This is a genomic window from Streptomyces sp. JLBJ103, from assembly GCF_058215575.1.
On the sequence record NZ_CM177089.1, the window covers coordinates 2859785 to 2883487 of the forward strand.

The window sequence follows — 23703 nt, forward strand, 5'->3', positions numbered from 1 at the left end:
CGGAAGACTTGGGAGCAACACGCGCTCGACGTGTGGCACATGCGCAAGGAGGGGGAATCATGGCGGGCTCACTGGAGGTGCTGCGGGACAGCCACCGGACCGAGGTCGAGCGGCTGCTGTCGCGCGCCGTGGAGGAGGAGGTGCGCCGCTCGGGCGGGCGCACGGACGGCGGGGTGCTGCTCAGCCGGGCGCGCGGTGCGTTGGAGGGGATGGCGGCCTCCGCGGCCGAGGAGTACGGCGCGTATGTGCGCGCCCTGGAGGAGTCAGAGGCGGGCAGCCGTCCGCTGTCGGACCGGCTCACCCGCGGGCGGCTCGGCACCCCGGCACTCGCGGTCGGGGTCGCGGCGGCCGCGGCGTTCGGCGCGGATCTCACCTTCGGTGTCTCGGCGGGCGCCGCCCTGGGCGCGGGGGTGAGCGCGGCGGTGGCCGGGTCGGCCGCCGCGGTCCTCAAGCTCACCGCCGGGCACTGGCCCGCGGCCCACCGGGAGGCGGCCCTGCGCCATCAGCCCGGCGGCGCCGAGCAGCTGCGGCTCCAGTGGCTCACGGCGGTCGAGGTGCGGGGCATCCGCCCGTTCATCGACCAGCACCGGATGACCACGGCCGCCACCCGCCAGGGCGGCGGCGGATCGAAGCGCGTCTCCTCCCCCACCGGGCAGGCGCCGCGGCTGCGCGGCGCCGACCGCAGCCAGGCCGCCCGCAGACGCACCGTGCTGGAGCAGTCCTTCGCCCATCTCCCGGAGGCGGACGGCCCGTTCGCCGGGCGCCGCACCCAGATCACCCAGATCGCGCAGTGGGTGCGGCAGGCACGGGCGAGCACCGAGACCAGGCCCACCGTGGTGCTGCTGGAGGGGCCGCCGGGCTCGGGCCGCACCATGCTGGCCGTGCGGGCGGCGCACCATCTGCGGGACCAGTTCCGCGGCGCGTGCCTGGTGGATCTGCGCGGTGACAGCGCTGAGCAGTCCCCGCTGCCGACCCGTGACGCGCTGCTGCATCTGCTGAACCGGCTGGGCGCGCCCCGGGACCAGCTGCTGTTCCGGGAGCGCTCCACCCAGGACCAGCACGTCAAGCGGCTCACCGAGCTCTATCACCAGCATCTGACCGGGCTGCCCGTCACCATCGTGCTGGACGACGCCAGCGACGCCGAGCAGGTGCGCACGCTGGTCCCCGAGCGGTCCGACAGCCTGATCCTGGTCACCGCGCGCACCCCGCTCACCCTGCCCGCCGATCTGGCCGCCTGGGTGCACCGGCTGGAGGTGGGCCCGCTGGACGAGCCGGGCGCCGAGGAACTGCTGCGGGCCTCCGCCGAGGAGCCCGCGGGGGCCGGGCCGTATGACGCGCAGTCCGTCGAGCGGATCGCGGAGCTGTGCGGGCGGCTGCCGCTGGCGCTGCGGATCGCGGGCTCCTCCCTGGGCCTGCGCACCCCCGCCGCCCTGGTCACCGAGCTCGAGGCATACGGCCCGGTGGGCGCCGTCGAGCGCACCCTGTGGCTGCGCTACACCGACCAGCAGGACGGCGCCCGGCAGCTGCTGCGCCGACTGGCGCTGGCCGGGCGGGCCAGTCTGGGCGCGGCGGCCGCCGCCGCGCTGCTGGCCACCGATGAGCAGCAGGCGGCCCGCCATCTGGAGGCGCTCGGCCGCGCCGGGCTGATCCAGCATGTGCGGGGCAGCCGCTACCGCCTGCATGACGTGGTGCGGAGCTTCGCCCAGGCCCGCCTGCTGGACGAGGAGGAGCCGGATCAGCGCACCGCCGCCCAGGAGCGGCTGATCCGCAGCTATGCCGAGCTGGCCGACTCGGTGATCCGGCTGGTCGACGGCAAGACGTCCACCCGCGCCGACATCTTCGCCAAGGGCGCGGGCCATGGCTTCACCTCACTGGAATCGGCGCTGCGCTGGCTGGACGACGAGTCCAGCTTCATCACGGCGGCACTTCGCCATGCGGAGGGTGTGGACCAGTCCGCGGTGCTGCACCTCCTGGGCGCCCTGTGCGACTACTGCCTGCTGCGCGGCGATCTCTACCGGCTGGGCGAGATCAGCGAGCTGACCCAGGCCGTCGACCAGGGGCTGCTGGTGCGCTCCGTGCAGTGGCGCACCGGTATCGCCGCTCGTCAGCTCGGTGAGCTGGACCAGGCGCGCACCACCTTGTCCTCGGTGGTGGACCTGTATTTCGAGGCCCAGCACGAGGCGGGGGCGGCCCGCGCGCTGTGCAGCCTGGGCATCACCCTGCACCATCAGGGCCAGCTCGCGGAGGCCGCGGCGAAGCTGGGCGAGGCGCTGGCACTCCAGTCCGCCGAGGAGCTGCGCGGGGACCGCGGCTGGACGATGCACGCCCTGGCCGCCGTGGAGCGCGACCGCGGTCGGCTGGCCGAGGCGCTGGAGCTGCTCACCGGGGCCCTGGAGCTGCACCGGGAGAGCGAGAGTCTGCACGGCCAGGCGTGGGCCCACTTCCAGCTCGGCCAGGCCCGTCTGCGGATGGGCGAAGTGGCGCGCGCGGAGGCCGAGCTGCGGGAGGCGCTGGACGCGTACAGCACCACCCACGACCAGCGCGGTGAGGCATGGGCGCTGACCCAGCTGGCCCGTGCCCGGCTGGTGGACGGCGAGGCGTCGGCCGCCGTCGACCAGCTCCGCCAGGCCCTCTCCCGCCACCGGGAGAACGAGGACGCGCGCGGCGAGGCATGGACGCTGTACCACCTGGGCCAGGCACTGGAGGAGCGCGGCGATCACGATTCGGCGGTGCGCGAGCTGGAGCGGGCGCGCACGATGTTCAGCCGGATGCGGGATGCGTACGGCCTGGCGTGCGCCCGGCATCACTCGGCGCGGGTCACCCGCGATCTCCGGGCGGCACAGACCGGTTCCCTGCGCAACAGCGGATTCGCCCGGCAGCTGCTCCAGGACGCGCGGCAGGACTTCCACCGGGTGGGAGTGGCCCATGGCGAGGCATGGTCCTGTGTGGAGCTGGCCGTGATCGACGCGGGCAACGGCAAGGCGGCCCAGGCGCTGGAGCTGATCGACGAGGCGGCCGCGCTTTTCGCCGGATACGGCGACCGGCGCGGCCGCTCCTGGGCCCGGTTCCTGCGCTGCACCCTGCTGCCGTTCGCCTCGGCGGGCGGCTCCGTGATCGGCACCGCGGTGGCCCAGGAGGAGCTGGCGGAGCTCCGCCGTGAGCTCCGCGAGCAGGGTCCGCCCGGAGACACCCGGCTGGAGGGCTGTGTGGACGCGTTCGCGCTGGTGCTGGAGCGCGGAGTGGAGCCCGAGACGGGCTGGCAGGCGTGGCAGCTCGGCATGGTCCCGAGCCGCCACTCCCGCGAGGTCATGGCGGTGCTGCCGGACACATCCCGCCCCTGACCGGTCCGGGCGGGTCGCCCGGACCCGTCCGGGGCACGGACGCCCGCGGCCGCCCGCCCCCGGGCGGACGCGGCCTTTCCCGGGCCTCTGTCCGCCCGGTCGGCGGCCTCGGCGGCCAGGCCCCTCCGGGTCAGGCCGGGCTTCCGCCCTTGGGGTGGTCGGCGGAGGCGGGGGCAGCGGCCTTGGCGGGCTCCGGGCCCTCCTCGAAGTCCACCTTGTTCATGTGCTTGGTCATGGACTTCATCAGCAGCCACACCGCGCCGCCGATCAGTGCGAAGACGATGAAACCGAGGACGCCCGGAGTCACCTTGTTCTCGTCCAGCTCCTTGGCGAGCGGGACGAGATGCGTTACGGCGAGGGTGCTGGTCGCGCTCATCATGCGGTCAATTGTTGCGGATGCCCGCGAAGAGGTCGTCCTCGGGGAGGGAGGTATCCACCAGCGACTTGGCGAGCTCGTACTCCTCCGTCGGCCAGACCTCCTTCTGGACGTCCATCGGGACCCGGAACCAGCCGCCGTCGGGGTCGATCTGCGTACGGTGTGCGATCAGCGCCTTGTCGCGGATCTCGAAGTAGTCGGCGCACGGCACATACGTGGTCAGGGTGCGCTCGGGCCGCCCGAAGTCCTTCCAGCGCTCCAGCCACTCCCCGTACGGCGACTCCAGCCCCCGGGCCAGCAGCGCCTCGTGCAGCGCGACCGTGCGCGGCCGGTTGAAGCCCTGGTTGTAGTAGAGCTTCTGCGGCTGCCACGGCTCCCCGGCCTCGGGGTAGCGCTCGGGGTCACCCGCCGCCTCGAAGGCCACCATCGAGATCTTGTGGGTCATGATGTGGTCGGGGTGCGGATAGCCTCCGTTCTCGTCATAGGTGGTGATCACCTGCGGCTTGAAGGCGCGGATCAGCTTCACCAGCTCACCCGCCGCCTCCTCCACATCCTGGAGCGCGAAGCAGCCCTCGGGCAGTGGCGGCAGCGGGTCGCCCTCGGGCAGCCCGGAGTCCACGAAGCCCAGCCACTCCTGCTTCACGCCGAGGATCTCGCGCGCCTCGTCCATCTCCTTGGCGCGGACCTCGTGGATGTGCTCCTCGATATAAGGATCCCCCTGGAGCTTGGGGTTGAGGATGGAGCCGCGCTCACCGCCTGTGCAGGTCGCGACCAGCACGTCCACCCCCTCGGACACGTACTTGGCCATGGTGGCCGCGCCCTTGCTCGACTCGTCGTCCGGGTGCGCGTGCACGGCCATCAAACGCAGCTGCTCAGTCAAGTTCGATCCTCAGTGATTCGTCGTGGAAGACGGCTTCTATAGTGACCCACAGCGGGGTCGAATAATTCCGAGTCCCCCCAGCAGGAGGAAGGATCATGGCCGCGGTGCGCGATGGCCTGCCCGACGGGCGCTACGGCCGGTCGGCCGACGCCCGCGCCGACCGCACGCTGAAAATCGTGGGCGCGGTGCTCGGCGCCGGGCTGCTCGCCCTGATCTCCTGGTTCGGGTACGACTACATCACCGGCGAGGACGTCACCGGCCGGGTGCTCGGTTTCAAGGTGGTCTCGGACGACGCCGTCGAGGTCCGGCTGGAAGTCATCAAGGACCAGGACGCCACCGGCGTCTGTACGCTGCGTACCCTGGACAAGGACCACGCCGAGGTGGGCCGCAAGGACTTCACCTTCACCCAGCGTGAGGACGAGTTCGTCAAGGTCGTCACCGTGCGCACCACGGGGCGTGCCACCGCTGCCGAGCTCGTCGACTGCGAAGCCGCTTCGGGCAGCTGAACCGCCCGGGGAAGGCCGAGCGGGGCCGCCGCCGACCGGGTACCCGATAAACGGACGGTACGTGTCGGTGAGCGGAGTGCGATCTGACCAGGGCTGACGGGTTTCCTCCGCATTCCGCCCAGTTCCCTCCTCCCCGTTTCTAGCCGGAATTGTTAGGCTCGTGGTTTCGCCCGGCTTTGAAGGCGCACCCTTCTGAGTAGGGCGTTCATTTGTATTCCCAGCACCGACGAGGAGCACCTGTGACCCAGACCAGCGAGAACGTCACCTGGCTGACCCAGGAGGCGTACGACCAGCTCAAGACCGAGCTGGAGTACCTGTCGGGTCCCGCACGTATCGAGATCGCGAAGAAGATCGAGGCCGCACGGGAGGAGGGTGACCTCCGGGAGAACGGCGGTTACCACGCCGCCAAGGAGGAGCAGGGCAAGCAGGAGCTCCGGGTGCGTCAGCTGACGCAGCTCCTGGAGCAGGCGAAGGTCGGCGAGGCACCCGCGGACACCGGTGTGGTCGCCCCCGGCATGGTGGTCACGATCGCCTTCGACGGCGATCCGGACGACACCCTGACCTTCCTGCTCGCCTCCCGTGAGTACGCGAGCTCGGACATTGAGACCTACTCGCCGCAGTCCCCGCTGGGCTCGGGTGTGACCGGCAAGAAGGTCGGCCAGGACGCCGATTACGAACTGCCCAACGGCCGCACCGCTTCGGTGCGGATCCTGGAGGCCAAGCCGTACCAGGGCTGAGCGCCCCTCGCCCCACCAACACCGCGAGGAGCCCCGGCCGTCGACACGGCCGGGGCTCTCCGCTGTCCGGGGTTCCGGTGTCCACCGCGGCTCAGGCGGTCGCCGAGCGGTACTTGCGGACCGACAGCGTCCGGAAGACCAGGATGATCACAACGGACCAGAGCAGAGACGCGATGGCGGGGTGCTGCATGGGCCAGGCGTCCGAGACCACGCCCTGCGGATTGCCGAACAGCTCACGGCACGCCTGCACCGTGGCGCTGAACGGGTTCCAGTCCGCGACGTGCTGGAGGAAGGCGGGCATCTGACTGGACGGCACAAAGGCGTTGGAGATGAAGGTCAGCGGGAACAGCCAGATCAACCCGCCGGACGTGGCCGCCTCAGGGGTCCGTACGGACAGCCCGATCAGCGCGCCGATCCAGGAGAAGGCATAACCGAGCAGAAGCAGCAGACCGAAGGCGGCGAACGCGTTCAGCATGCCGTCGTGGACCCGCCAGCCCACGATGAGCGCGACGATCGCCAGCACGACCACCGTCAGCGCCGTCTGCACCAGATCCGCGAGCGTACGGCCGGTGAGCACCGCGCCGCGGGCCATCGGCAGTGAGCGGAAGCGGTCGATCAGGCCCTTGTGCATATCGTCGGCGATCCCGGCGCCCGCGCCCGCCGTGGCGAAGGTCACGGTCTGGGCGAAGATCCCGGCCATCAGATACTCGCGATATACAGTCGCGTCTGTGCTGCTCTGCCCCGGGATCATGATCGCGCCGCCGAACACATAGCTGAACAGCACCACGAACATCACCGGCTGGATCAGGCCGAAAATCACCATCTCCGGGATGCGCAGCATGCGGATCAGGTTCCGCTTGGCGACCACCAGGGAGTCGCGGACGGACGCCAGCGGTCCGCCGCGCGGGCGGGGCGCTGCCGCGACGGTGGCACCGGTCTCCTCGACGACGGCCATCACTTTCCTCCCCTGCCCGCGCCCGCGGACGCCTTGCCCTTGGGCGCCTTGCCCTTGGGCGCCTTGCCCTTGGGCGCCTTGCCTTCGGACGCCTTGCCGGTGGACGCCTGGTCCGCGCCGCTGGACGCCTGGCCGGCGCCCCTGGACGCCTGGTCCGCGCCGTCCTCCTCGGCACCGTGGCCGGTGAGGGAGATGAACACGTCGTCGAGGGTCGGGCGGCGCAGCCCGATGTCGTCGATCTCGACTCCGCGGCTGTCCAGTTCACGGATGACCTCGGCGAGCAGCTTCGCCCCGCCGACGACCGGGACGGTGACCTTGCGGGTGTGCTCCTGCACGGCGGTCTCGCCCTTGCCCAGGGCGCGCAGCACCTGGTCCGCGACGGGTATGTGGTCGCGCTCGTGCACCACGACCTCCACCCGCTCCCCACCGGTGCGGGCCTTGAGCTGGTCGGAGCTGCCGCGCGCGATGACCCGGCCGCGGTCGATGACGCAGATGTCATGCGCCAGGTGGTCCGCCTCCTCCAGGTACTGCGTGGTCAGCAGCAGCGTCGTGCCACCGGCCACCAGCTCCTGGATGACCTCCCACAGCGCCTGCCGGTTGCGCGGGTCCAGACCGGTGGTCGGCTCGTCCATGAACATCACGGGCGGGCTGACGACCAGGGCCGCGGCGAGGTCGAGCCGGCGGCGCATCCCGCCGGAGTAGGTCTTGGCGGTGCGGTCCGCGGCATCCGCGAGGCTGAACCGTTCCAGCAGCTCACCCGCGCGGGCCTTCGATGCCCGCGCGCCCATCTGGTAGAGCCGCCCGACCATCTCGAGGTTCTCGCGGCCGGTCAGATACTCGTCCACGGCCGCGAACTGCCCGGACAGCCCGATCGAGCGGCGTACCTCGTTGGGGTGTTTCAGCACATCCACCCCCGCGACCACCGCCCTCCCGCTGTCCGGGCGGAGCAGCGTGGTGAGGACACGCACCGCAGTGGTCTTGCCGGCGCCATTGGGGCCGAGCAGTCCGAGCACGGTTCCTTCGGGTACGTCGAGGTCGACGCCGTCCAGAGCCCTTACGTTGCCGAAGGTTTTCACCAGACCCTCGGCATGAATAGCGCCTGGCATGTTGGCACTCCCAGGAGGTTGGGTCGTTCCACGGAGATCGGCTGACGCCGCGCTGTGCGACTGTTTTTGGCCACGGCGGAGCGCCCCTCAATAAAGGCACATGTCCGCCAACTTGTGCAGCGCGCGGCAGCAAGCAGATAAGAAGAATAGCGTAGACGCGATACATCGCGACATACGTTTGGCGAACATCAACGCGACAGTCGTAAGCCCCCAGGTCACACGAGGGCGAACGGGCGCCAACGAGCTCCGGCCAACCCTCACGAGCCCCCGCGAGGAGCCGCCACGAGCCCCAACGGGCCCCCGAAGCACGGCACTCCGCGGCCGGGGGCACGGTCCCCCGGCCGTCCGCGGTCAGCCGTCGGGCGTCAGGCCATCACCCTGTATCCCGCCGCGCTCAGCGCCTCCCGCACCTCGTCGCAGTGGTCCGGCCCCTTCGTCTCCAGGTGCAGCTCGACCTCCGCCTCGCTGAGCCCCAGCCGCGGATTGGTACGGACATGGCTGACGTCCAGGACATTGGCATCCACCACCGACAGCGCCCCCAGCAGCGAGGCCAGCACGCCCGGCCGGTCGGTCAGCCGCAGCCGCAGCGACAGATAGCGCCCCGCCGCGGCCATACCGTGCCGCAGGATCCGCTGCATCAGCAGCGGGTCCACATTGCCGCCCGAGAGCACCGCCACCACCGGACCGTCGAACGACTCCGGCGCCGACAGCAGCGCGGCCACCGGACTCGCGCCCGCCGGCTCGACCACCAGCTTCGCCCGCTCCAGACACAGCAGCAGCGCGCTGGAAAGCTCGTCCTCGGTGACCGTACGGACCTCGTCGACCAGGTCGTCGATGATTCTGAACGGAACGTCGCCCGGCCGCGCCACCTTGATGCCGTCGGCCATGGTCACCGGCGCTTCGATCGACACCGGCTGTCCGGCGGCCAGTGAGGGCGGATACGCCGCGGCGCCCTCCGCCTGCACCCCCACCACCCGTACGTCCGGGCGCAGCGTCTTCACCGCGACCGCGATCCCGGCCGCCAGACCGCCGCCGCCGATCCCCACCACCACGGTGCGCACCTCGGGGCACTGCTCCAGGATCTCCAGCCCCACCGTGCCCTGGCCCGCGATGATGTCCGGGTGGTCGAAGGGGTGGATGAAGACCGCGCCCGTACGCTCGGCGTGCTCCTGCGCCGCCCGCATGGTCTCGTCCACGATCTGGCCGCACAGCCGCACCTCGGCGCCGTAGTCCCGGGTCGCCGCGATCTTCGGCAGCGGCGCGCCCTCCGGCATGAAGACGGTCGAGCGCACCCCCAGCAGCGAGGCGGCCAGTGCGACGCCCTGCGCATGGTTCCCCGCGCTCGCCGCGACCACACCCGCCGCCCGCTCCTCGGGGCTCAGGCCCGCGATCCGCACATAGGCGCCGCGCAGCTTGAACGAGCCGGTGCGCTGGAGGTTTTCGCATTTCAGCTGCACCGGCGCACCGACCAGGGAGGAGAGGTGGCGGCTGCCTTCCAGCGCGGTGATCCGGGAGACCCCCGACAGCATTTTCTGTGCCTTGCGCACATCGTCGAGCGTGATCACGGAGGGTGCGATGCGCGGGGCGGTGTGGGGCCCGTCCTCGTCGCCGGGTCGTGGAGCCATGGCCCCAGTCTTACAGCTTGTCGCCGCGAGAGCGGATCGGGGCGGTGCCCGCCGGCACCGCCAGCACGGCGTTCCGCCGTCAGCGCACCGCGTTCCACCGTCACCGCACCCCGTCCGCCGTGGCCGCATCGCGTCATGGCAGCGCGTCCCACCGTCACCGCATCGCCTCCGCCATGACCGTATCGGGCCAATGGGACCGCGTTCCGGGCCCGCGAGCCGGACCGGCCGGAACCTGCCGGAAACCCGCCGCCACAGGTCCAACCACCGCGCCACGCGGCCGCGCCACCCCCGCCACCAGGCATAACCCTCTGTCACGGCACAGGGCGGCGGCCAATAGCGGCGCATGGGGAACGGCAGGTTTTTGCAGCTCTCGTACGGGCAGGGCCCCGGCCGCGTACTCTGTGCCACATCCCACAGACCACCGCATGAAGTGAGCCCTAGGCCATGCCCACCCAATCGGACATGACGACTCAACTCAACACAGGCGTACTGGATTCCCTCCAGCATCAGGTCGCGGTCTTCGCGCGCCGCGCGGAACAGACCCGCCTCGGCGGCGTCGGACAGGCCCGCAACTCCATGGACCGAGCCGCGTATCTGCTGCTCAACCGGCTTGACCAGGAAGGCCCGATGGGAGTGAAGGCGCTCGCCGGAGGCATGGGCATCGACTCGTCCACCGTGACCCGCCAGGTTGCCCCGCTGGTCGACTCCGGCATGGTCAAGCGCACCTCGCACCCCGAGGACGGCCGCGCGGTCGTCCTCCAGCTCTCCCCCCGCGGCAAGGCCCGGCTGGAGGAGGTCCGCTCCTCCCGGCGTGAGCTGATGGCCCAGGTGACCGCGGGCTGGACCGAGGACGAGCGCGATGTGTTCTGCGACCTGCTGACCCGTTTCAACGGTGCCCTCTCCACCGCGCACAACACGCTGGTCCAGGACCCGAACAGCGCGTTGCCGCAGACCACGCACAACGCCGTGCCGCAGGCCGCGCCCGCCTCCTGAGGTCCACCGCACCCACTGCGGACACCGCGGACACCGCTCGGGCCCACCGCGCCCGCCTCGCGGACCGTCATGCACCGGCGGCAGACCTCTTGACCGCGCGCCCGTGCCTGCCGTGTCCTAAAGGAACGGGGAGGCGGAGGCGTGGTGCGAGAACGGCGGGCAGCACGGGAGAGCCGCCGGGCCCGGGAGTTCGAGGCATTCGTCGCGGGCGCGGGTGGCCGGCTGCTGCATGCGGCCACGCTGCTCACGGGGGAACGACCGACGCGGGACACCACCGCCGCCCAGCACCTGCTGACCGCCGCGCTCGCGCGCACGTACGCCCGCTGGGACCGGCTGCGCGGTGAGGATCCGTACGACCGCACCCGTATGGAGCTTGCCGCCCTCTTCGCCCACAGCGGCCATCACTACCGGCGTCCGCGCGGCGGCACCCTGGACCGGCTCGCCCCGCGCGAGCGGCTGGTGCTGGTGCTGCGGCTCTACGAGGGCGTGGCCGAGGAGCAGACGGCCGCCGCGCTCGGGCTCCCGGTCGAACGGGTACGGGCGATCTGCACCCGCGCGGTGTCGGTGATGCGCAGCGGGGTGCCACGGCAGCCGTCACCGCCACGGCGCGGGGACCCGGCAACGGATACGGCAACGGGCACAGCGGCAGACGCCCCCAAGGCGGCCGGGGCGGCGGAAACGGCCGGGGCGGGCCCATGAGCGCCTGGGACCGCAAGGAGGACGAGGTCCGCCGGATGATGGAGGGCCCGCACCCCCTGCTGCCCCCGGACCTGGCGGACCGGGCGGCCGACCGGGGGCGGCGGATCCTCCGCCGCCACCACGCGGTACGCACCGTCGGCTGGGTCCTGCTGATCGCCGCGGTCCTCGCGTTCAGCGTGTGGGCGGCGATCGTCGAGCCGTGGACGGCACCGCCGACCGACACCACCCCTCCGCTGGAGGGGTGGTGAGACAGGCGTCAGCCCGGGGCCGGGGCCGGGGACCGGATCAGCCCAGGGCCTGGGTCAGGTCGGCCACCAGGTCGTCGACCGACTCGATACCGACCGACAGCCGGACGAGGTCGGCGGGCACCTCGAGGGCCGACCCCGCCGTGGAGGCGTGCGTCATCCGGCCCGGGTGCTCGATCAGCGACTCGACACCGCCCAGCGACTCGCCCAGCGTGAAGAGTTGGGCCCGGTTGCAGACCTCGACCGCCGCCTCCTCGCCGCCCGCGACCCGGAACGACACCATGCCGCCGAAGGCCCGCATCTGCTTGGTGGCGACCTCGTGCCCGGTGTGCTCCGGCAGGCCCGGGTAGTAGACCTCGGTCACCTTGGAGTGGGAGGAGAGCAGCTCCGCGATCCGGCTGGCATTGGCGCTGTGCCGGTCCATCCGGACCGCGAGGGTCTTGATGCCGCGCATGACCAGCCAGGAGTCGAAGGGCCCGGCGACGGCCCCCATCGCGTTCTGGTGGAAGGCGAGTTCATCGCCGAGACCGGGGTCGGCGACGATCAGCGCACCGCCGACGACGTCCGAGTGGCCGCCCATGTACTTGGTGGTGGAGTGCACCACCACATCGGCGCCCAGCGCCAGCGGCTGCTGGAGGTAGGGACTGGCGAAGGTGTTGTCCACGACCAGGCGGGCCCCGGCACCGCGGGCGATGTCGGCGACGGCGGCGATATCGGTGATGCCGAGCAGCGGGTTGCTGGGCGTCTCGACCCAGATCACCTTCGTACGGGGGCGGACCGCGGCCCGTACCGCGGCCGGGTCGGAGGTGTTGGCGACCGACCACTCCACGCCCCAGCGCTCCACGACCTTGGCGAACAGACGGAACGTACCGCCGTAGGCGTCGTCCGGGATCACCACATGGTCGCCCGGGACCAGCAGGGTGCGCAGCAGGCAGTCCTCGGCGGCCAGCCCGGAGGCGAAGGCGAGGCCGCGGCGGCCGCCTTCGAGCGCCGCCAGGTTCTCTTCCAGGGCGGTGCGGGTGGGATTGGCGGAGCGGCTGTACTCATAGCCGTTGCGCAGGCCGCCCACCCCGTCCTGCTTGTAGGTGGACACCTGGTAGATCGGCGGCACGACGGCCCCGGTGAGCGGGTCCGCCTCCTGGCCGGCGTGGATGGCGAGCGTCTCGAAGCTCTGCGGGTGCTGATGCTGGTCGGTCATGGGCCGAGGGTAACGCCCGGCGGGGCGGTGCCGGACCCCTCGTGCGAGCGGGCGCATAGGCTGGAAGCCGGCCGTTAGGACCGTTGGAACCGTTCGTACCTTCTCACGGGGACACCTCATGGAGCTTCTGATCTTCCTCATCGCCCTCGTCATGGTGGGCGGGCTGATCATCGTGCCCGCGGTGCGGCGGATGCGCGGGGGCCGCGAGGCCATGCGGGGCGCGCTGCGCGCCTCGGACCCGGAGGAGTACGGCTTCGTCCCGCGCGAGCGGCTCGACGTACGGCTGCCCGGCCCGGACCGTCCGCTCACCGAGGCCCTGGAGGAGGTCCAGGCGAGCCAGGACTGGCAGCCCGCCGCCCGGCTGCTCGCGCTGACCGAGGCGGGTTCGGAGCTGCGCTGGCAGCGGGTCCAGACGCTGGCCGGGGCGGCGGCCTACGAGCTGGCCCGGACGCCCGGACAGGGCGGGATGTGGCTGCGCACCTGGCGGGTGGCTGCCCCCAAGGACGCGGGCGCCGCCGCGGTGCACGCCGAGTTCCTGGTCCGGCAGGCCCTGCTGGACCCGGCCTCGCCCGACTTCCGCATGATCCTCGAGGAGGCCCGGACCGTCTGCCAGGAGGCGGCGCTGCTGGCCCCCGGCGACCCGGTGCCGTACATCATCGAGCTCGGCGTCGCCCGCGGCCTGGGCTACCGGCAGGCCGACTTCGAGGAGCTGTGGTCCAAGGTCACCGAGCGCGCCCCGCACCACATGGGCGCCCATCTGGCCGCGCTGCACTACTGGTGCGGCAAGTGGCACGGCTCCCAGGAGCTCGCCGACGCCTTCACCCACGCGGCCGCCGCCTCCGCCCCGCAGAAGAGCCTGCTGCCCGCGCTGCCGCTGTTCGGCGTCTTCGAGCATCTGCCGGACGTCAACCTGGTGCGCAGCCTCTACCAGAGCGAAGTGATCACCAAGGCGATCGAGGGCGCCCTCTACGCGACCCACCAGGCCCCCGCCGACCACCCGGTGCTGCCGCACGTCCGCCATCTCCTGGTGTGGTTCCTGGTACGGGCCGAGCGGTACGCGGAGGCCATGGAGCAGCTCCGGCACGTGGACGGCCATGTGGGCGCGGTGCCGTGGTCCTACGGCGCGGACCCGGCGGCCGAGTACATGGTCTACCGGGCGCTGGCGGTGGCGGGCTGGGAGGGCCACGGCGGCTCCCCGGCGACGCTGCCGCACTGAACGGAGCCTGGAATTCTGCCGGGCCCGCATCCGTTGTAGGGGATGCGCCGCGTACCCGAGCGAGGAGCCCAGATGCTGTTCAGCCGCCACAAGAACCACCTCCCGACCCCCGAGGAGGCGCTGAAGGGCCGCCCGGACCCGGCGTTCTCCCTCCCCGACCGCCACACGGTCCTCGGCAACGCCCTGACCGGCCCGTATCCGGACGGCCTGGTGGTGGCCGACTTCGGTCTTGGCTGCTTCTGGGGCGCGGAGCGGAAGTTCTGGCAGGCCCCGGGGGTGTGGACCACCCTCGTCGGCTACCAGGGCGGCCACACCCAGAACCCCACCTACGAAGAGGTGTGCAGCGGCCTCACCGGCCACACCGAGGCCGTCCGCGTCGTCTTCGACCCGTCCGTCACCTCCTACGCCGCCCTGCTGAAGCTCTTCTGGGAGTCCCACGACCCCACCCAGGGCTTCCGCCAGGGCAACGACGTCGGCACCCAGTACCGCTCGGCGATCTACACCCACTCCCCCGAGCAGCAGGCCGAGGCCGAATCCTCCCGCGCCGCCTACCAGTCCGTACTGACCGGCTCGGGGTACGGCGACATCACCACGGAAATCCTCCCCGCGGGCCCCTTCTACCCGGCTGAGGCGTATCACCAGCAATACTTGGACAAGAATCCGGCGGGCTACTGCGGCATCGGCGGCACGGGCGTGAGCTGCCCGATCGGCGTCGCCCCTGCCGACGGCTGAGACTCACAGCCGTGCGGCATCAGGCCCGCTGAGGACTGACGCCGCCGCGTCGAGGGCCAGGTGCCACGGATAGTTCTCCGGTCGGCCCTGGCCCGGCTTGTTGGGCACGAAGCCGCCTGCCCCGTAGAGCACCTGTACGCCCATCGCGCGGAGCGTGGCAACGCTGGTGTCGAACTGCGTGTGCTGGACGTAGGCGGCGTTGACGCACGGCATGGTCACGGTGGGGATGCCCTTGCCGATGGCCTCGGCCACGAATCCGACGATGAACTTGTCGGTGATCCCCAGGGCCCACTGGTTGATCGTGTTGAAGGTGGCGGGTGCCAGGACGGCGACATCCGCAGGGGGCCAGACGTCGGGCTCCCAGGGCAGCTTGTACTGACTGCGCACCGGGTGTCCGGTCAGCTCCTCCAAGGCTGGCAGCTCTTCGTCAAGCCATCGTGCGGCCGTGGGGGTCAACCCGAGGCAGACTTCCCAGTCGGCTGACTTCGCTCGCTCGATGACATCTGCGATGTTCAGCACGGGTGGAGCGGCGCTTCCGAACAGGTGGAGGACGCGGTTCGTGGTCATGTGGGCAGTCCACCGCGTAGCACCTCCAACCCGCAAACCCAAGTACATGCGTGCGCTGGTCTACTTCCGAGAGGGCGAGTACACGATCGGCAAGCGGCTCGTCGCCTCCGGGCAGGGCCTGTTGGAACAGTCGGCTCAGACACGGGCACGGCACGCTGTTGCCGGGCAGCTCCACCTCGGAGCGAGCATCATCGCCGCCCGCGCCCATGACGCAGATGCCGTTCGGAAGCACCTTGCGGAGGCGAGGTCCTACGCGGACCGGGTCGGTGAAGCGACGGACGTTCACTGGCTGTCCTTCGGACCTACGAACGTCACGGTGCACGCGGTGTCGGCCCATGTCGAGATGCGGCACAAGGTGGGGAGATGCCGCCACACTGCGGCTGCCTCGGGTGCATCAGGTCTTGCATCGGCCGGTGTTGTGGGGCGAGGACGTGGGCCTTGTCCGGCCGTATGTCGTGGCGCATGAGCGTCAGTCGGAGGCGCGCCGGAGGGATCGCGCACGCATGGAGTCGGCGTGTGCTCCGCACGGGGTGGTGATGGCCAGGTGAGTGCCCAACGGCGTCTGCTCCCTTGGTCGGGGCCTGCCGGTAAGCCGTGCTACCTGGTGTCCGATACGGACGGCGAGGGATTCTTGTCGCGGCTTGCGGTCGATATGGAAGCGGTGCAGCTCCGCATGGGCACTGAACTCCTTGCTCACGCTGGCGCGCTGCTCGGTGATCCGAAAGCTGAGGCCGGAGATCTGCGCTTCCTCGCCAACCGTCTGGTCGAGGCGCTACGTGACGCCCTCCGGGTCGCGGAGAGTCGTGGCAGGCGTCTGCCGGTGTCGGACGACGATGGATCGGCTCAAGCGAGCGAGGTGGACCAGTGAGCCCGGATCGGCGGTTCTCCTCCGGGTGGCGTCTCGGAGCCACCCCTGTGGGACTGCGCGTATCCCGTGATCTGGACGGCTGTCTCACGGTGACACTCGGGATCGTCCGCCTGGGCAAGCATGTGGCGCTCGCTCCGCTGGTGCTGTCCGTGGATGAGGCGGAACAGCTCCACGCGGGCCTGTGCTTCGCGCTCGCTCGGGAGACTCCGCCGGTGGATGCCCCCGAGTGCCGGAAGCCGGTCCGCTACCCCGGTGGTCGCCAGCAGTACTGAGACAGCTCCGGCCTGGATGACGCGACGCAACAACCGAAGAAGCAACGCCGGACCATCCCCATGCCTGGACAGCTCGGGGGTGGTCCGGCTGATCGCTCGGGAACTGGGTTCATGCCCGCTCGGAAGTTCAACCAGTGCCAGGCCGGTCACTTGCGGGCTTTGCGGTCCTTGGCAGGCGGGCGCGATGTCGACTTCGTGTTCTTGGTGGAGTCGGTGGGGTTGGTGCATCCGGGAACGCTGCCTTCGGGACTGCAATTGTCCGGTGCGTTATGGATGACCCTGCTGTCGGTGAGGGTGACCTGACTGGAAGTCCCGTTGAAGATACCGCCGCCGGCAGTGATCGCCGTATTGCGGGTGACCAGGCTTCGAACCAGCGTGGGTGTACTGAACTCGCTCAACAGGCCCGCGCCTGTCACGGCGATGTTGTGGCTGACGGTGGTCGACGTGAGGCTCAGGGTTCCGCCGAACTGGTGGATGCCGCCGCCGTGCAGGGCGGTATTGCCCCTGACCGATACGGAGTCCAACGACACTGGACTTCTGAGGTTCTCCAGAGCTCCACCGTTGTCGCCGAGTGCCCGGTTGTTGAGCAGCGCCCCGCCCTTCATCGTCAGTGAGCCCATACCGAAGATGCTGCTTCCGGTGGTGATTCCACCGCCATTACGGGTTGCGGTGTTGTGCTCAATGGTGCTGCGGTCGAATATGAGCTGTCCACCCGGGCTGTGGATGCCACCACTCGAGCTGGCACGATTGCGCTTGATGATTGCGCGGTTCAGGTTCAGGGTGCCGCTGTTCCATATGCCGCCGCCGGCGGAATTGGGTACGCTTCCGCCGCTGACCGTGAGCGAGTTCAGGGTGAGTGTGCCACCGTCCTGGACATGGAAGATACGGAAGTTCTGCGTCGAGTCCGGGGCACGCCGAATGGTGGTGCCGCGGCCGGATATGGTCACGTTCCCGGTGATCTCCGGAAGCCCGTCATCCGTGTTGTCGGGTGTGGTCAGGGTGTAGGTGCAATGCGACGCGAGGGTGATGCTGCCGCCGGTGTTGGCCTCGCGGATGGCATTCCTCAGGGCGGTGATGTCGTTGCACGGCACCTGAGTCCCCACGGCAGCACTGACCGATTCAGCCGGCAGCCCGGCAAGGGACAGTCCCACACCAACCGCGGCGGTCACCGCGCCGGTTCGCACCATGTTCTTCATCGCTATGCCCTTCTCAGTGCTGGAGAGCGAAAAGGCACATCTCACCGGCGTCCAGCGGCCATGCCGCCGCCGATCAACGGGATGATGAACTGACGCTTCATTGATAACTGCCGGACGCAGCGGCCTCATCTGGTGTACCGCCGAACGATCCCGGCCCTTGCAAACCCCGGCGCACCAACGTCGGCGCCCGGAGAGCGGCGCATCCGGGCCCGCTGCCCGACCGGGGCCTCCCGCGCACACCCGAATCATGCTGCCCGGAGACTGCACCCGAACGGCAGGCGCGAAATGCACTGAATGCGCACTTCGCATATACCTGAGTGGCGATCAGTGACACTCAGAGGTGAGGACTCAGTCACTGAGCGTCACCGGAACGCGTAGTCCTTGCCCCCACAGCAAAGGGAACCCGCATGCCTGACATACGCGCAACCGTCACCGCCGCCACCGGGCTCGGTCTCTGCCTGACTCTTCTGCCCGCCGGGCAAGCACAAGCGCAGACGACCCGCGTCCCGTGCAACGACATCGCCGCCCTGAGGGCGGCCATCACGGACGCCAACACCGGCGGCGGCAGCATCGTCCTTGCCCCGCGGTGCGTCTATACCTTGAGGCAGGCCGACAACGCGGGTGATGGCCTGCCCGAGATCACCGGCAATGTGCAGATCACCGGAGACAACAGCATCATCGAACGCAGTTCCCCCGCAGGCTTCCGCATCTTCCATGTGAAGGAGGGTGGCAGCCTCAGCCTGAAGTGCATCACGGTGCGCTATGGGCAGACCATTGCCGGGGACGGCGATGGTGGGGGCGTCTTCAACGAGCGCGGCACACTCACCCTGACCGACTCGACGGTCAGGAACAACATCGCCGGCGTCGGCGGCGGGATCTGGAACCGGCAGGGAACGCTCACCCTGAAGAACACCAGGGTCACCAACAACCGCGGGGGCTTCGGTGGCGGAGTGGCCACCAACGGCACGATGACGATGGAGGGCGGCACCCTCCACGACAACACGGGCGGAGAATGGGGAGGCGGCCTCGCCAACGCGGGGGACACCAAGCTCAACCATGTGTTGATCAACGGCAATGACGCCGGTGAGTACGGGGGCGGCATCGTCACCCTGGCGATCAACAGCAGGACTGGGCCGCTGCGTGTGGACAACATCAAGATCAGGGACGGCATCGCCCGGACCAACGGTGGCGGCCTCTTCACCGGCGCGAACGAGACGACAACTATCAACCGCAGCGTCATCACCCACAACACGTCGAACGGCGGACCCACCACCGGCGGCGGCATCGGAAACCCCGGAACTCTCCTCCGCCTCTTCATCGGTGGCACCAACAGCTCCCCGCGCAAGGAGGTCAAGGAGAACAAGGCGGTCAAGGAGAGCAAGGAGAACAAGGGGAGCAAGAAGAGCAAGGGGAACTCGACCAAGCAGACGCCCTTCAGGGTGGACCTCATCCAGAGCGCGGTCTTCAAGAACGACCCGACCAACTGCGCCCCGCCCAACAGCGTCCCCGGCTGCGACACTCGAAAGAAATGATCCAGCCAGCCGCTTCCGCGAACACCGGACAACTCACCCCCCGGCCAGCGACGTTGGCCGGGGGCGAGAATGCTCAGGCATCACGGCCGCGCAGCGCCAGGTATCCGCCGAGCAGCGCCGCGGATGTCCAGAGGGCCAGAATGGCCACGGCGCCCCCAGTGCCGTAGTCGTGGGCGAACCTGGGGTCACCCTGCGGACCGCTGGTGATGTGCATGATCACCAAGCCGGTCTGGTCCGGGAGATACTGCACCACTCCCTTGATCTTGGGGATGTTGCCGAGCCCCTGGGAGCCGAGGAAGAGCAGCGGGAGAAGGATGCCCAACGAGCGCGTCGAGCTGCGCAGCATCGTGGCCACTCCCATGGAGAATCCGCAGATGAGGGTCAGATAACCGTGTCCAGGCAGCCATGCTGGCCCGTGACGCCGGGCCGCAACCCGATCCACAGAGGTGAAAAACGGCACGTGCGTGGCTGAGTCGGCGTGGGCCGGTCATCCACCGCCGCCGATGTCCGCATCTCCGGCTACGCCTGGCGCTCCCCAAATGATCTTGTGTCAGTGGTGAGCGATAGGTTGATGGAGCATACAGATAAGCCGAGTTGAGTAAGGAGAATACGTGAAGCAGACGGGTAAGAGCAGGATCGCCGCCGTGCTCGCCATGGGCGCTGTCCTGTTCGCGGGGGCCGTCACCACTGCACCGTCCGCGAGTGCGGTGGGCAGCAGCGCCTGCTCCAGGAACATCGCCAACCACTGGCGTCACATCGACGTCCTCGCCGGTGACACCGATCCCCACACGACCTACCTGCGCACCGGTCCCGGAGCCGACTACTCGGCCAAGCGCGGGCTCGACTACGCCGACGACTTCAAGGCGTACTGCACCGCCTACAGCCACGCCGGGAAGATCTGGTACTACTCCAAGTTGCCCAGCGGTCAGAAGGGTTGGGTCTACGGGTACTACTCCACCAAGGGCGCCTTCTGACCGTCGCGCCGCTGAACCGGTGAAGGCAGGGGTGGTGCGGCGAGCGCGCCACACCACCCCTTCAGCCGTCGGAATAGATCACCAGGGTCTGTTCCGGCTGTTCCGCCAGGTGGAATGCGGTGTACGCGTACTCGATCACTCCGCGCCCCGGGTGCCGCAGCCGCTTCCGGCCGCCCTGCCGGGCCTGGACCTCGTACTGCGGCCACCAGGACCGCACTTCCGGGCTACCCGCCTTCAGTTCGTCGATCAGCCGGGTGTAGCGGGGGTCGCCGGGGTGGCGTCCGGCCAGGGTGCGGAGGCGGGCGAGCAGACCGCGGGCCTCGGGCTCCCAGTCGACGAGAACGTCCCGGGCCGCGGGTTCGAGGAACGCCCAGCGGACGAAGTTGGGCGGGCGGTCGGTGGCCGCGGTGAGGTGGGGGAAGAGTTCATCGGCCGCCGGATTGTGGCTGAGCACGTCGTAGGTGCCACCGATGATGTATGCCGGATGCGGCTGGAGCAGCAGGGGGACGGCCGCGGCCTCGGGAGCGAGCGGTTCGGGTGCCTCGGGGTCCGCCGCTGGCGCGTGACCGGCGAGCTGGAAGAGGTGGTCGCGCTCGTACCGGGCCAGGCGCAGCACCGAGGCGAGCGCGTTGAGCACCTGGTCCGAGGCGCGAATGTCCCGGCCCTGCTCGAGGTAGGTGTACCAGGTGGCGCTGATCCCGGCGAGCAGCGCGAGTTCCTCCCGGCGGAGGCCCGGAGTCCGGCGTCGCCCCGACCGGGGCAGTCCGACCTGATCAGGGGTGATCCGCTCTCTGCGGCTGCGCAGAAACGCGGCCAGCTCGCGGCGTTGAGCCTGCGGACTTCGCTGGTTCGGCTGACCTGACTGGTTCTGCTGGTTCGGCTCGTTCGGCATGGTGATGGTGGCTGGCACCTCTGATTCCAGGATAAACGCATTCTGTATACCAGCTTCCGTTCCTCACAGACTGATGTCCGAACGAAAGAGGAGGACATCGTGCCGGGAATCGATGGCAAGGTCGTGGCGATCACGGGCGCCAGCAGCGGTATCGGCGAGGCGACAGCACTGCTGCTCACCGAGCGGGGCGCGCGTCTCGTCCTGGGAGCGCGCCGGTCCGAGCGCCTCGCGGATCTGGTGGCCCGGATCGAGAAGGCGGGCGGCACGGCCGTGCAGTGCCGTACCGATGTGACCCGGCGGGACGATCTGCATGCCCTGGTCGCCCTGGCCGGTGAGCGGTTCGGCCGGCTCGACGTACTGATCGGCAACGCCGGGCTCGGTACGATCTCGCCCCTCGACGATCTGCGCGTCGACGAGTGGGACGCCATGGTCGACGTCAACATCAAGGGTGTGCTGCACGGCATCGGCGCCGCGCTGCCGGTGTTCCGGGCGCAGGGTTCCGGACACTTCATCACCATCGCCTCCACGGCCGCGTTCCGGGTCGTGCCGACGATGGCGGTCTACGCGGGTACGAAGTTCGCGGTCCGCGCCATCTGTGAAGGTCTGCGCCAGGAGGCCGGTGACTCCCTGCGCGTGACCACCGTCTCGCCCGGTCTGGTGGGGACGGACTTCGTCGAAGCATCGACCAATGAGCAGGTCAGAACGCAGATCATGGAGGCCCGCGACCGGATCGCGATCCCGCCCCGGGCGATCGCGCAGGCCATCGCGTTCGCGATCGAGCAGCCCGCTACGGTCGATGTGAACGAGATCGTCGTCCGGCCGACGGCGCAGACCTGACCCTCCGCCGCCGAGCCGCGGCAACACCACCGAAGGGATGGCCATGGCACCCCAACCCCTGTCGCCCGAGGTGACGGCGACGCTGGAGGCGCTGCTCGCGGGCACGGACGCGGTCAGCGGCGCGCTGCGGGCGCAGATTCCGCATACGCGCGTGGTGGGCCGGTGCGGGTGCGGCTGCGCGACGGTCGACCTGGAGGTGGACCGTACCGCGGTGCCGCCGGCCCCCGCTCACGGGAATCCGGCGGCGGACGGCTGGTATACCGCACCCGAGGACGCCGGAGTCATGGTGCTCACGGCGGACGGCTATCTCTCGCTCCTGGAGATCCACGCGGCCGCCGCCGAGCCGGTCACCGCGTGGCCGGAGCCACGTTTCCGCGCGCCGCGGTGAGCGCCACCGTCGCGTACGGCATCGTGAAGCTGCCGCCCATCGCGTCGATGGCGGCGCCGACGTCGGACAGCACCTCTTTCAGCTCGTCCGGGGGGAGTTGGGTAAGGATGCCCTGGGTGGGGAGCTGGTCGAGCCAGGCGTCCCGGGTGTAGGTCCACTCCCAGTCGTAGCGCCACTGCTCCGGTTCGCCGAATCCGCCCGCTTCCCGGATCCCGTCGGCGGCCTTGGTGAGCAGCGGCTGGTACGCGTCCGGGCCCCGCTTCCGCATCGCCCGCGCGTCGAACGGCGAGTCCGGCATCACCCGTCGGCAGGCGGTGGCGAAGGCGTCCGCCACCTCGGGCGGGAGCTGGATGACGTTCCAGAACGCCGCCAGCAGGCCACCGGGGCGCAGCACCCGGGCCGCCTTGGCCGCGCCCGCGACCGGGTCGATCCAGTGCCATGCCTGGCCCGCGACGACCGCGTCGAAGGTACGGCCGGCCGGATCCCAGGCTTCGAAGGTGGCGATGTCGACGTCGAGCCCGCCGCGCCGGGCCAGGTCGGCCATCCGCGCGTCGGGCTCGACCCCGAGCACCGTGCATCCGGCGGTCTGGAACTGCCGGGCGTCGATACCGGTCCCGCAGCCCACGGACAGCACATCGGGGCCGGGGCCGGGGACAGCGGCGACGACGCGGTCCACCAGGGCCTGGGGGTAGCGGGGGCGGGCCCGGTCGTAGCGGGCGGCGTCGGAGCCGAACGACTCGGCCGCGTGGCGGTGTTGATGGGGTTCGTCCGCAGCGGGACGAGGGCCCGCCGGAGGTATAGTGGGCATGCGCCCACTATGAGTGGGCACATGCCCACTCGTCAACCGGGACGGGCCGGCGAGCGAAGGAGGGACGCGCGGTGCCAACAGGGGTGGCCATGCGTGATGTACGCGAGCAGCTGTTCGGCGCGGCCGAGCGGATCCTGCTCCGGGACGGGCCGAGCGCGCTGACCAGCCGGGCGGTCACCACGGAGGCGGGCTGCGCCAAAGGCGTTCTGCACCGGCACTTCGCCGACTTCGACGGCTTTCTCGCCGCACTCGTCCTGGACCGCATCGCCCGGCTCGACCACCAGGCCACCGCACTGCGCGACTCCGCCGGGACCGGCACCGTGGCCGACAACCTCACCGGCGCGCTGACCGAGCTGTTCGAGTCGGTCGCCGTGGCCATCGTCGGCCTCGTCATCTCACGGGACGAACTGCGCGCCCGGCTGCGCGAGTCCACGCCTACCGGGATCCCGATCCTGACCGAGGCCACGACCGTGCTCGCCGCCTATCTCACGGCCGAACGCGATCTCGGCCGCCTCACGCCGGACGCCGATGTCGGCACGCTCGCCCCCACACTGATCGGCGCCGGACATCTGCTCTTCGCCGACCGCGAGGGCGCCCCGCCGGACGCCGAAGCGGTCCACAAGGTCGTGACCACGGTGATCGGCGGCGCCGTACGAGAACCGCGGCCATGAGCGCGCTCACGATCACGAAGGGCTGAGGCGGGCGGGGCCTAGGTCCTGTCCTGTCGATCTTCGTGGATCAGCCCGCGGCGTCTGGTGCC

At 70.3% G+C, this 23703-nt stretch carries 26 protein-coding genes and 1 pseudogene; 16 read left to right on the forward strand and 11 right to left on the reverse strand.

Going from position 1 to position 23703, the window contains the following annotated elements; translation table 11 throughout:
* Nucleotides 1-59: 59 nt before the first annotated feature.
* Complete coding sequence (locus tag AC4BEG_RS12225; RefSeq protein ID WP_490705916.1) at nucleotides 60-3341, forward strand: tetratricopeptide repeat protein; 3282 nt, start codon at nucleotides 60-62, stop codon at nucleotides 3339-3341.
* A 130-nt stretch (nucleotides 3342-3471) separates the two neighbouring features.
* On the opposite strand, the gene AC4BEG_RS12230 is transcribed toward AC4BEG_RS12225, so the two are convergent.
* Together AC4BEG_RS12230 and mca are read right to left on the reverse strand one after the other, a co-directional pair.
* The gene (locus tag AC4BEG_RS12230; RefSeq protein WP_490707067.1) at nucleotides 3472-3717 is read right to left on the reverse strand and encodes a hypothetical protein; all 246 of its coding nucleotides are present in this window, start codon (nucleotides 3715-3717) and stop codon (nucleotides 3472-3474) included.
* Between the two features lie 7 nt (nucleotides 3718-3724).
* Nucleotides 3725-4597, reverse strand: coding sequence for a mycothiol conjugate amidase Mca (gene mca, locus AC4BEG_RS12235; protein ID WP_490705917.1), 873 nt, complete (start codon nucleotides 4595-4597; stop codon nucleotides 3725-3727).
* Nucleotides 4598-4692: 95 nt separating this feature from the next.
* On the opposite strand from mca, the gene AC4BEG_RS12240 reads away from it, so the two are divergent.
* Nucleotides 4693-5103, forward strand: coding sequence for a DUF4307 domain-containing protein (locus AC4BEG_RS12240; protein WP_490705918.1), 411 nt, complete (start codon nucleotides 4693-4695; stop codon nucleotides 5101-5103).
* 239 nt (nucleotides 5104-5342) lie between these two features.
* A complete protein-coding gene (gene greA / locus AC4BEG_RS12245; protein ID WP_490705919.1) occupies nucleotides 5343-5840 on the forward strand; it encodes a transcription elongation factor GreA in 498 nt (165 codons plus the stop codon).
* Between the two features lie 91 nt (nucleotides 5841-5931).
* Here greA and AC4BEG_RS12250 read toward each other — a convergent pair whose 3' ends face one another.
* The 3 genes from AC4BEG_RS12250 to ilvA all read right to left on the reverse strand — a co-directional run bounded on the left by AC4BEG_RS12250 (nucleotide 5932) and on the right by ilvA (nucleotide 9430).
* Nucleotides 5932-6795 carry an ABC transporter permease gene (locus tag AC4BEG_RS12250; RefSeq protein WP_490705920.1) on the reverse strand — a complete coding sequence of 288 codons (864 nt, stop codon included), beginning with the start codon at nucleotides 6793-6795 and terminating at the stop codon, nucleotides 5932-5934.
* The gene (locus tag AC4BEG_RS12255; RefSeq protein WP_490705921.1) at nucleotides 6795-7901 is read right to left on the reverse strand and encodes an ATP-binding cassette domain-containing protein; all 1107 of its coding nucleotides are present in this window, start codon (nucleotides 7899-7901) and stop codon (nucleotides 6795-6797) included. The genes AC4BEG_RS12250 and AC4BEG_RS12255 overlap by 1 nt, the downstream gene beginning before the upstream one ends.
* Nucleotides 7902-8266: 365 nt before the next feature.
* Nucleotides 8267-9430 carry a threonine ammonia-lyase gene (gene ilvA, locus AC4BEG_RS12260; RefSeq protein WP_490707068.1) on the reverse strand — a complete coding sequence of 388 codons (1164 nt, stop codon included), beginning with the start codon at nucleotides 9428-9430 and terminating at the stop codon, nucleotides 8267-8269.
* A gap of 540 nt (nucleotides 9431-9970) precedes the next feature.
* Between ilvA and AC4BEG_RS12265 the strand changes: the two genes are divergently transcribed.
* The 3 genes from AC4BEG_RS12265 to AC4BEG_RS12275 all read left to right on the forward strand — a co-directional run bounded on the left by AC4BEG_RS12265 (nucleotide 9971) and on the right by AC4BEG_RS12275 (nucleotide 11466).
* The gene (locus AC4BEG_RS12265; RefSeq protein WP_490705922.1) at nucleotides 9971-10519 is read left to right on the forward strand and encodes a MarR family winged helix-turn-helix transcriptional regulator; all 549 of its coding nucleotides are present in this window, start codon (nucleotides 9971-9973) and stop codon (nucleotides 10517-10519) included.
* Between the two features lie 144 nt (nucleotides 10520-10663).
* A complete protein-coding gene (locus tag AC4BEG_RS12270) occupies nucleotides 10664-11218 on the forward strand; it encodes a sigma factor-like helix-turn-helix DNA-binding protein (RefSeq protein ID WP_490707069.1) in 555 nt (184 codons plus the stop codon).
* Entirely contained in the window at nucleotides 11215-11466 is a 252-nt protein-coding gene (locus AC4BEG_RS12275; RefSeq protein ID WP_490705923.1) for a hypothetical protein, read from the forward strand. Before AC4BEG_RS12270 ends, AC4BEG_RS12275 begins: the two co-directional genes overlap by 4 nt.
* A 37-nt stretch (nucleotides 11467-11503) precedes the next feature.
* Here AC4BEG_RS12275 and AC4BEG_RS12280 read toward each other — a convergent pair whose 3' ends face one another.
* A complete protein-coding gene (locus AC4BEG_RS12280; protein ID WP_490705924.1) occupies nucleotides 11504-12661 on the reverse strand; it encodes a cystathionine gamma-synthase in 1158 nt (385 codons plus the stop codon).
* 118 nt (nucleotides 12662-12779) lie between these two features.
* Between AC4BEG_RS12280 and AC4BEG_RS12285 the strand changes: the two genes are divergently transcribed.
* Nucleotides 12780-13877: a hypothetical protein gene (locus tag AC4BEG_RS12285; RefSeq protein ID WP_490705925.1), complete on the forward strand. Its 1098-nt coding sequence runs from the start codon at nucleotides 12780-12782 to the stop codon at nucleotides 13875-13877.
* A 72-nt stretch (nucleotides 13878-13949) separates the two neighbouring features.
* Complete coding sequence (gene msrA, locus AC4BEG_RS12290; protein WP_490705926.1) at nucleotides 13950-14609, forward strand: peptide-methionine (S)-S-oxide reductase MsrA; 660 nt, start codon at nucleotides 13950-13952, stop codon at nucleotides 14607-14609.
* Between the two features lie 3 nt (nucleotides 14610-14612).
* On the opposite strand, the gene AC4BEG_RS12295 is transcribed toward msrA, so the two are convergent.
* Nucleotides 14613-15176, reverse strand: a complete 564-nt coding sequence (locus AC4BEG_RS12295; RefSeq protein WP_490705927.1) for a flavoprotein — start codon at nucleotides 15174-15176, stop codon at nucleotides 14613-14615.
* 40 nt (nucleotides 15177-15216) lie between these two features.
* Between AC4BEG_RS12295 and AC4BEG_RS12300 the strand changes: the two are divergent.
* The 3 genes and pseudogenes from AC4BEG_RS12300 to AC4BEG_RS12310 form a co-directional block, all read left to right on the forward strand.
* Nucleotides 15217-15525 (forward strand): annotated as a pseudogene (locus AC4BEG_RS12300) (transcriptional regulator); the annotation flags it as partial.
* Nucleotides 15526-15780: 255 nt separating this feature from the next.
* Nucleotides 15781-16044 carry a hypothetical protein gene (locus AC4BEG_RS12305; RefSeq protein WP_490705928.1) on the forward strand — a complete coding sequence of 88 codons (264 nt, stop codon included), beginning with the start codon at nucleotides 15781-15783 and terminating at the stop codon, nucleotides 16042-16044.
* A 47-nt stretch (nucleotides 16045-16091) separates the two neighbouring features.
* The gene (locus AC4BEG_RS12310) at nucleotides 16092-16316 is read left to right on the forward strand and encodes a hypothetical protein (protein WP_490705929.1); all 225 of its coding nucleotides are present in this window, start codon (nucleotides 16092-16094) and stop codon (nucleotides 16314-16316) included.
* A gap of 146 nt (nucleotides 16317-16462) precedes the next feature.
* Here the strand turns inward: AC4BEG_RS12310 and AC4BEG_RS12315 are convergent, their stop codons facing one another.
* A complete protein-coding gene (locus tag AC4BEG_RS12315) occupies nucleotides 16463-17512 on the reverse strand; it encodes a right-handed parallel beta-helix repeat-containing protein (protein WP_490705930.1) in 1050 nt (349 codons plus the stop codon).
* A 407-nt stretch (nucleotides 17513-17919) separates the two neighbouring features.
* Between AC4BEG_RS12315 and AC4BEG_RS12320 the strand changes: the two genes are divergently transcribed.
* A complete protein-coding gene (locus tag AC4BEG_RS12320) occupies nucleotides 17920-19044 on the forward strand; it encodes a hypothetical protein (RefSeq protein ID WP_490705931.1) in 1125 nt (374 codons plus the stop codon).
* 73 nt (nucleotides 19045-19117) lie between these two features.
* On the opposite strand, the gene AC4BEG_RS12325 is transcribed toward AC4BEG_RS12320, so the two are convergent.
* Entirely contained in the window at nucleotides 19118-19405 is a 288-nt protein-coding gene (locus tag AC4BEG_RS12325) for a hypothetical protein (protein WP_490705932.1), read from the reverse strand.
* Between the two features lie 250 nt (nucleotides 19406-19655).
* On the opposite strand from AC4BEG_RS12325, the gene AC4BEG_RS12330 reads away from it, so the two are divergent.
* A complete protein-coding gene (locus AC4BEG_RS12330; RefSeq protein WP_490705933.1) occupies nucleotides 19656-20018 on the forward strand; it encodes an SH3 domain-containing protein in 363 nt (120 codons plus the stop codon).
* Between the two features lie 61 nt (nucleotides 20019-20079).
* On the opposite strand, the gene AC4BEG_RS12335 is transcribed toward AC4BEG_RS12330, so the two are convergent.
* Complete coding sequence (locus tag AC4BEG_RS12335; RefSeq protein WP_490707070.1) at nucleotides 20080-20910, reverse strand: helix-turn-helix transcriptional regulator; 831 nt, start codon at nucleotides 20908-20910, stop codon at nucleotides 20080-20082.
* Nucleotides 20911-21009: 99 nt separating this feature from the next.
* Between AC4BEG_RS12335 and AC4BEG_RS12340 the strand changes: the two genes are divergently transcribed.
* Nucleotides 21010-21747 (forward strand): SDR family oxidoreductase, encoded by a 738-nt coding sequence (locus AC4BEG_RS12340; RefSeq protein WP_490705934.1) that lies wholly within the window; start codon nucleotides 21010-21012, stop codon nucleotides 21745-21747.
* Nucleotides 21748-21790: 43 nt separating this feature from the next.
* Entirely contained in the window at nucleotides 21791-22135 is a 345-nt protein-coding gene (locus tag AC4BEG_RS12345; RefSeq protein ID WP_490705935.1) for a hypothetical protein, read from the forward strand.
* On the opposite strand, the gene AC4BEG_RS12350 is transcribed toward AC4BEG_RS12345, so the two are convergent.
* A complete protein-coding gene (locus AC4BEG_RS12350) occupies nucleotides 22095-22943 on the reverse strand; it encodes a class I SAM-dependent methyltransferase (RefSeq protein WP_490705936.1) in 849 nt (282 codons plus the stop codon). The two genes, AC4BEG_RS12345 and AC4BEG_RS12350, sit on opposite strands and share 41 nt — an antisense overlap.
* Before the next feature lie 71 nt (nucleotides 22944-23014).
* On the opposite strand from AC4BEG_RS12350, the gene AC4BEG_RS12355 reads away from it, so the two are divergent.
* Complete coding sequence (locus tag AC4BEG_RS12355; protein WP_490705937.1) at nucleotides 23015-23614, forward strand: TetR/AcrR family transcriptional regulator; 600 nt, start codon at nucleotides 23015-23017, stop codon at nucleotides 23612-23614.
* Nucleotides 23615-23703: the final 89 nt, after the last annotated feature.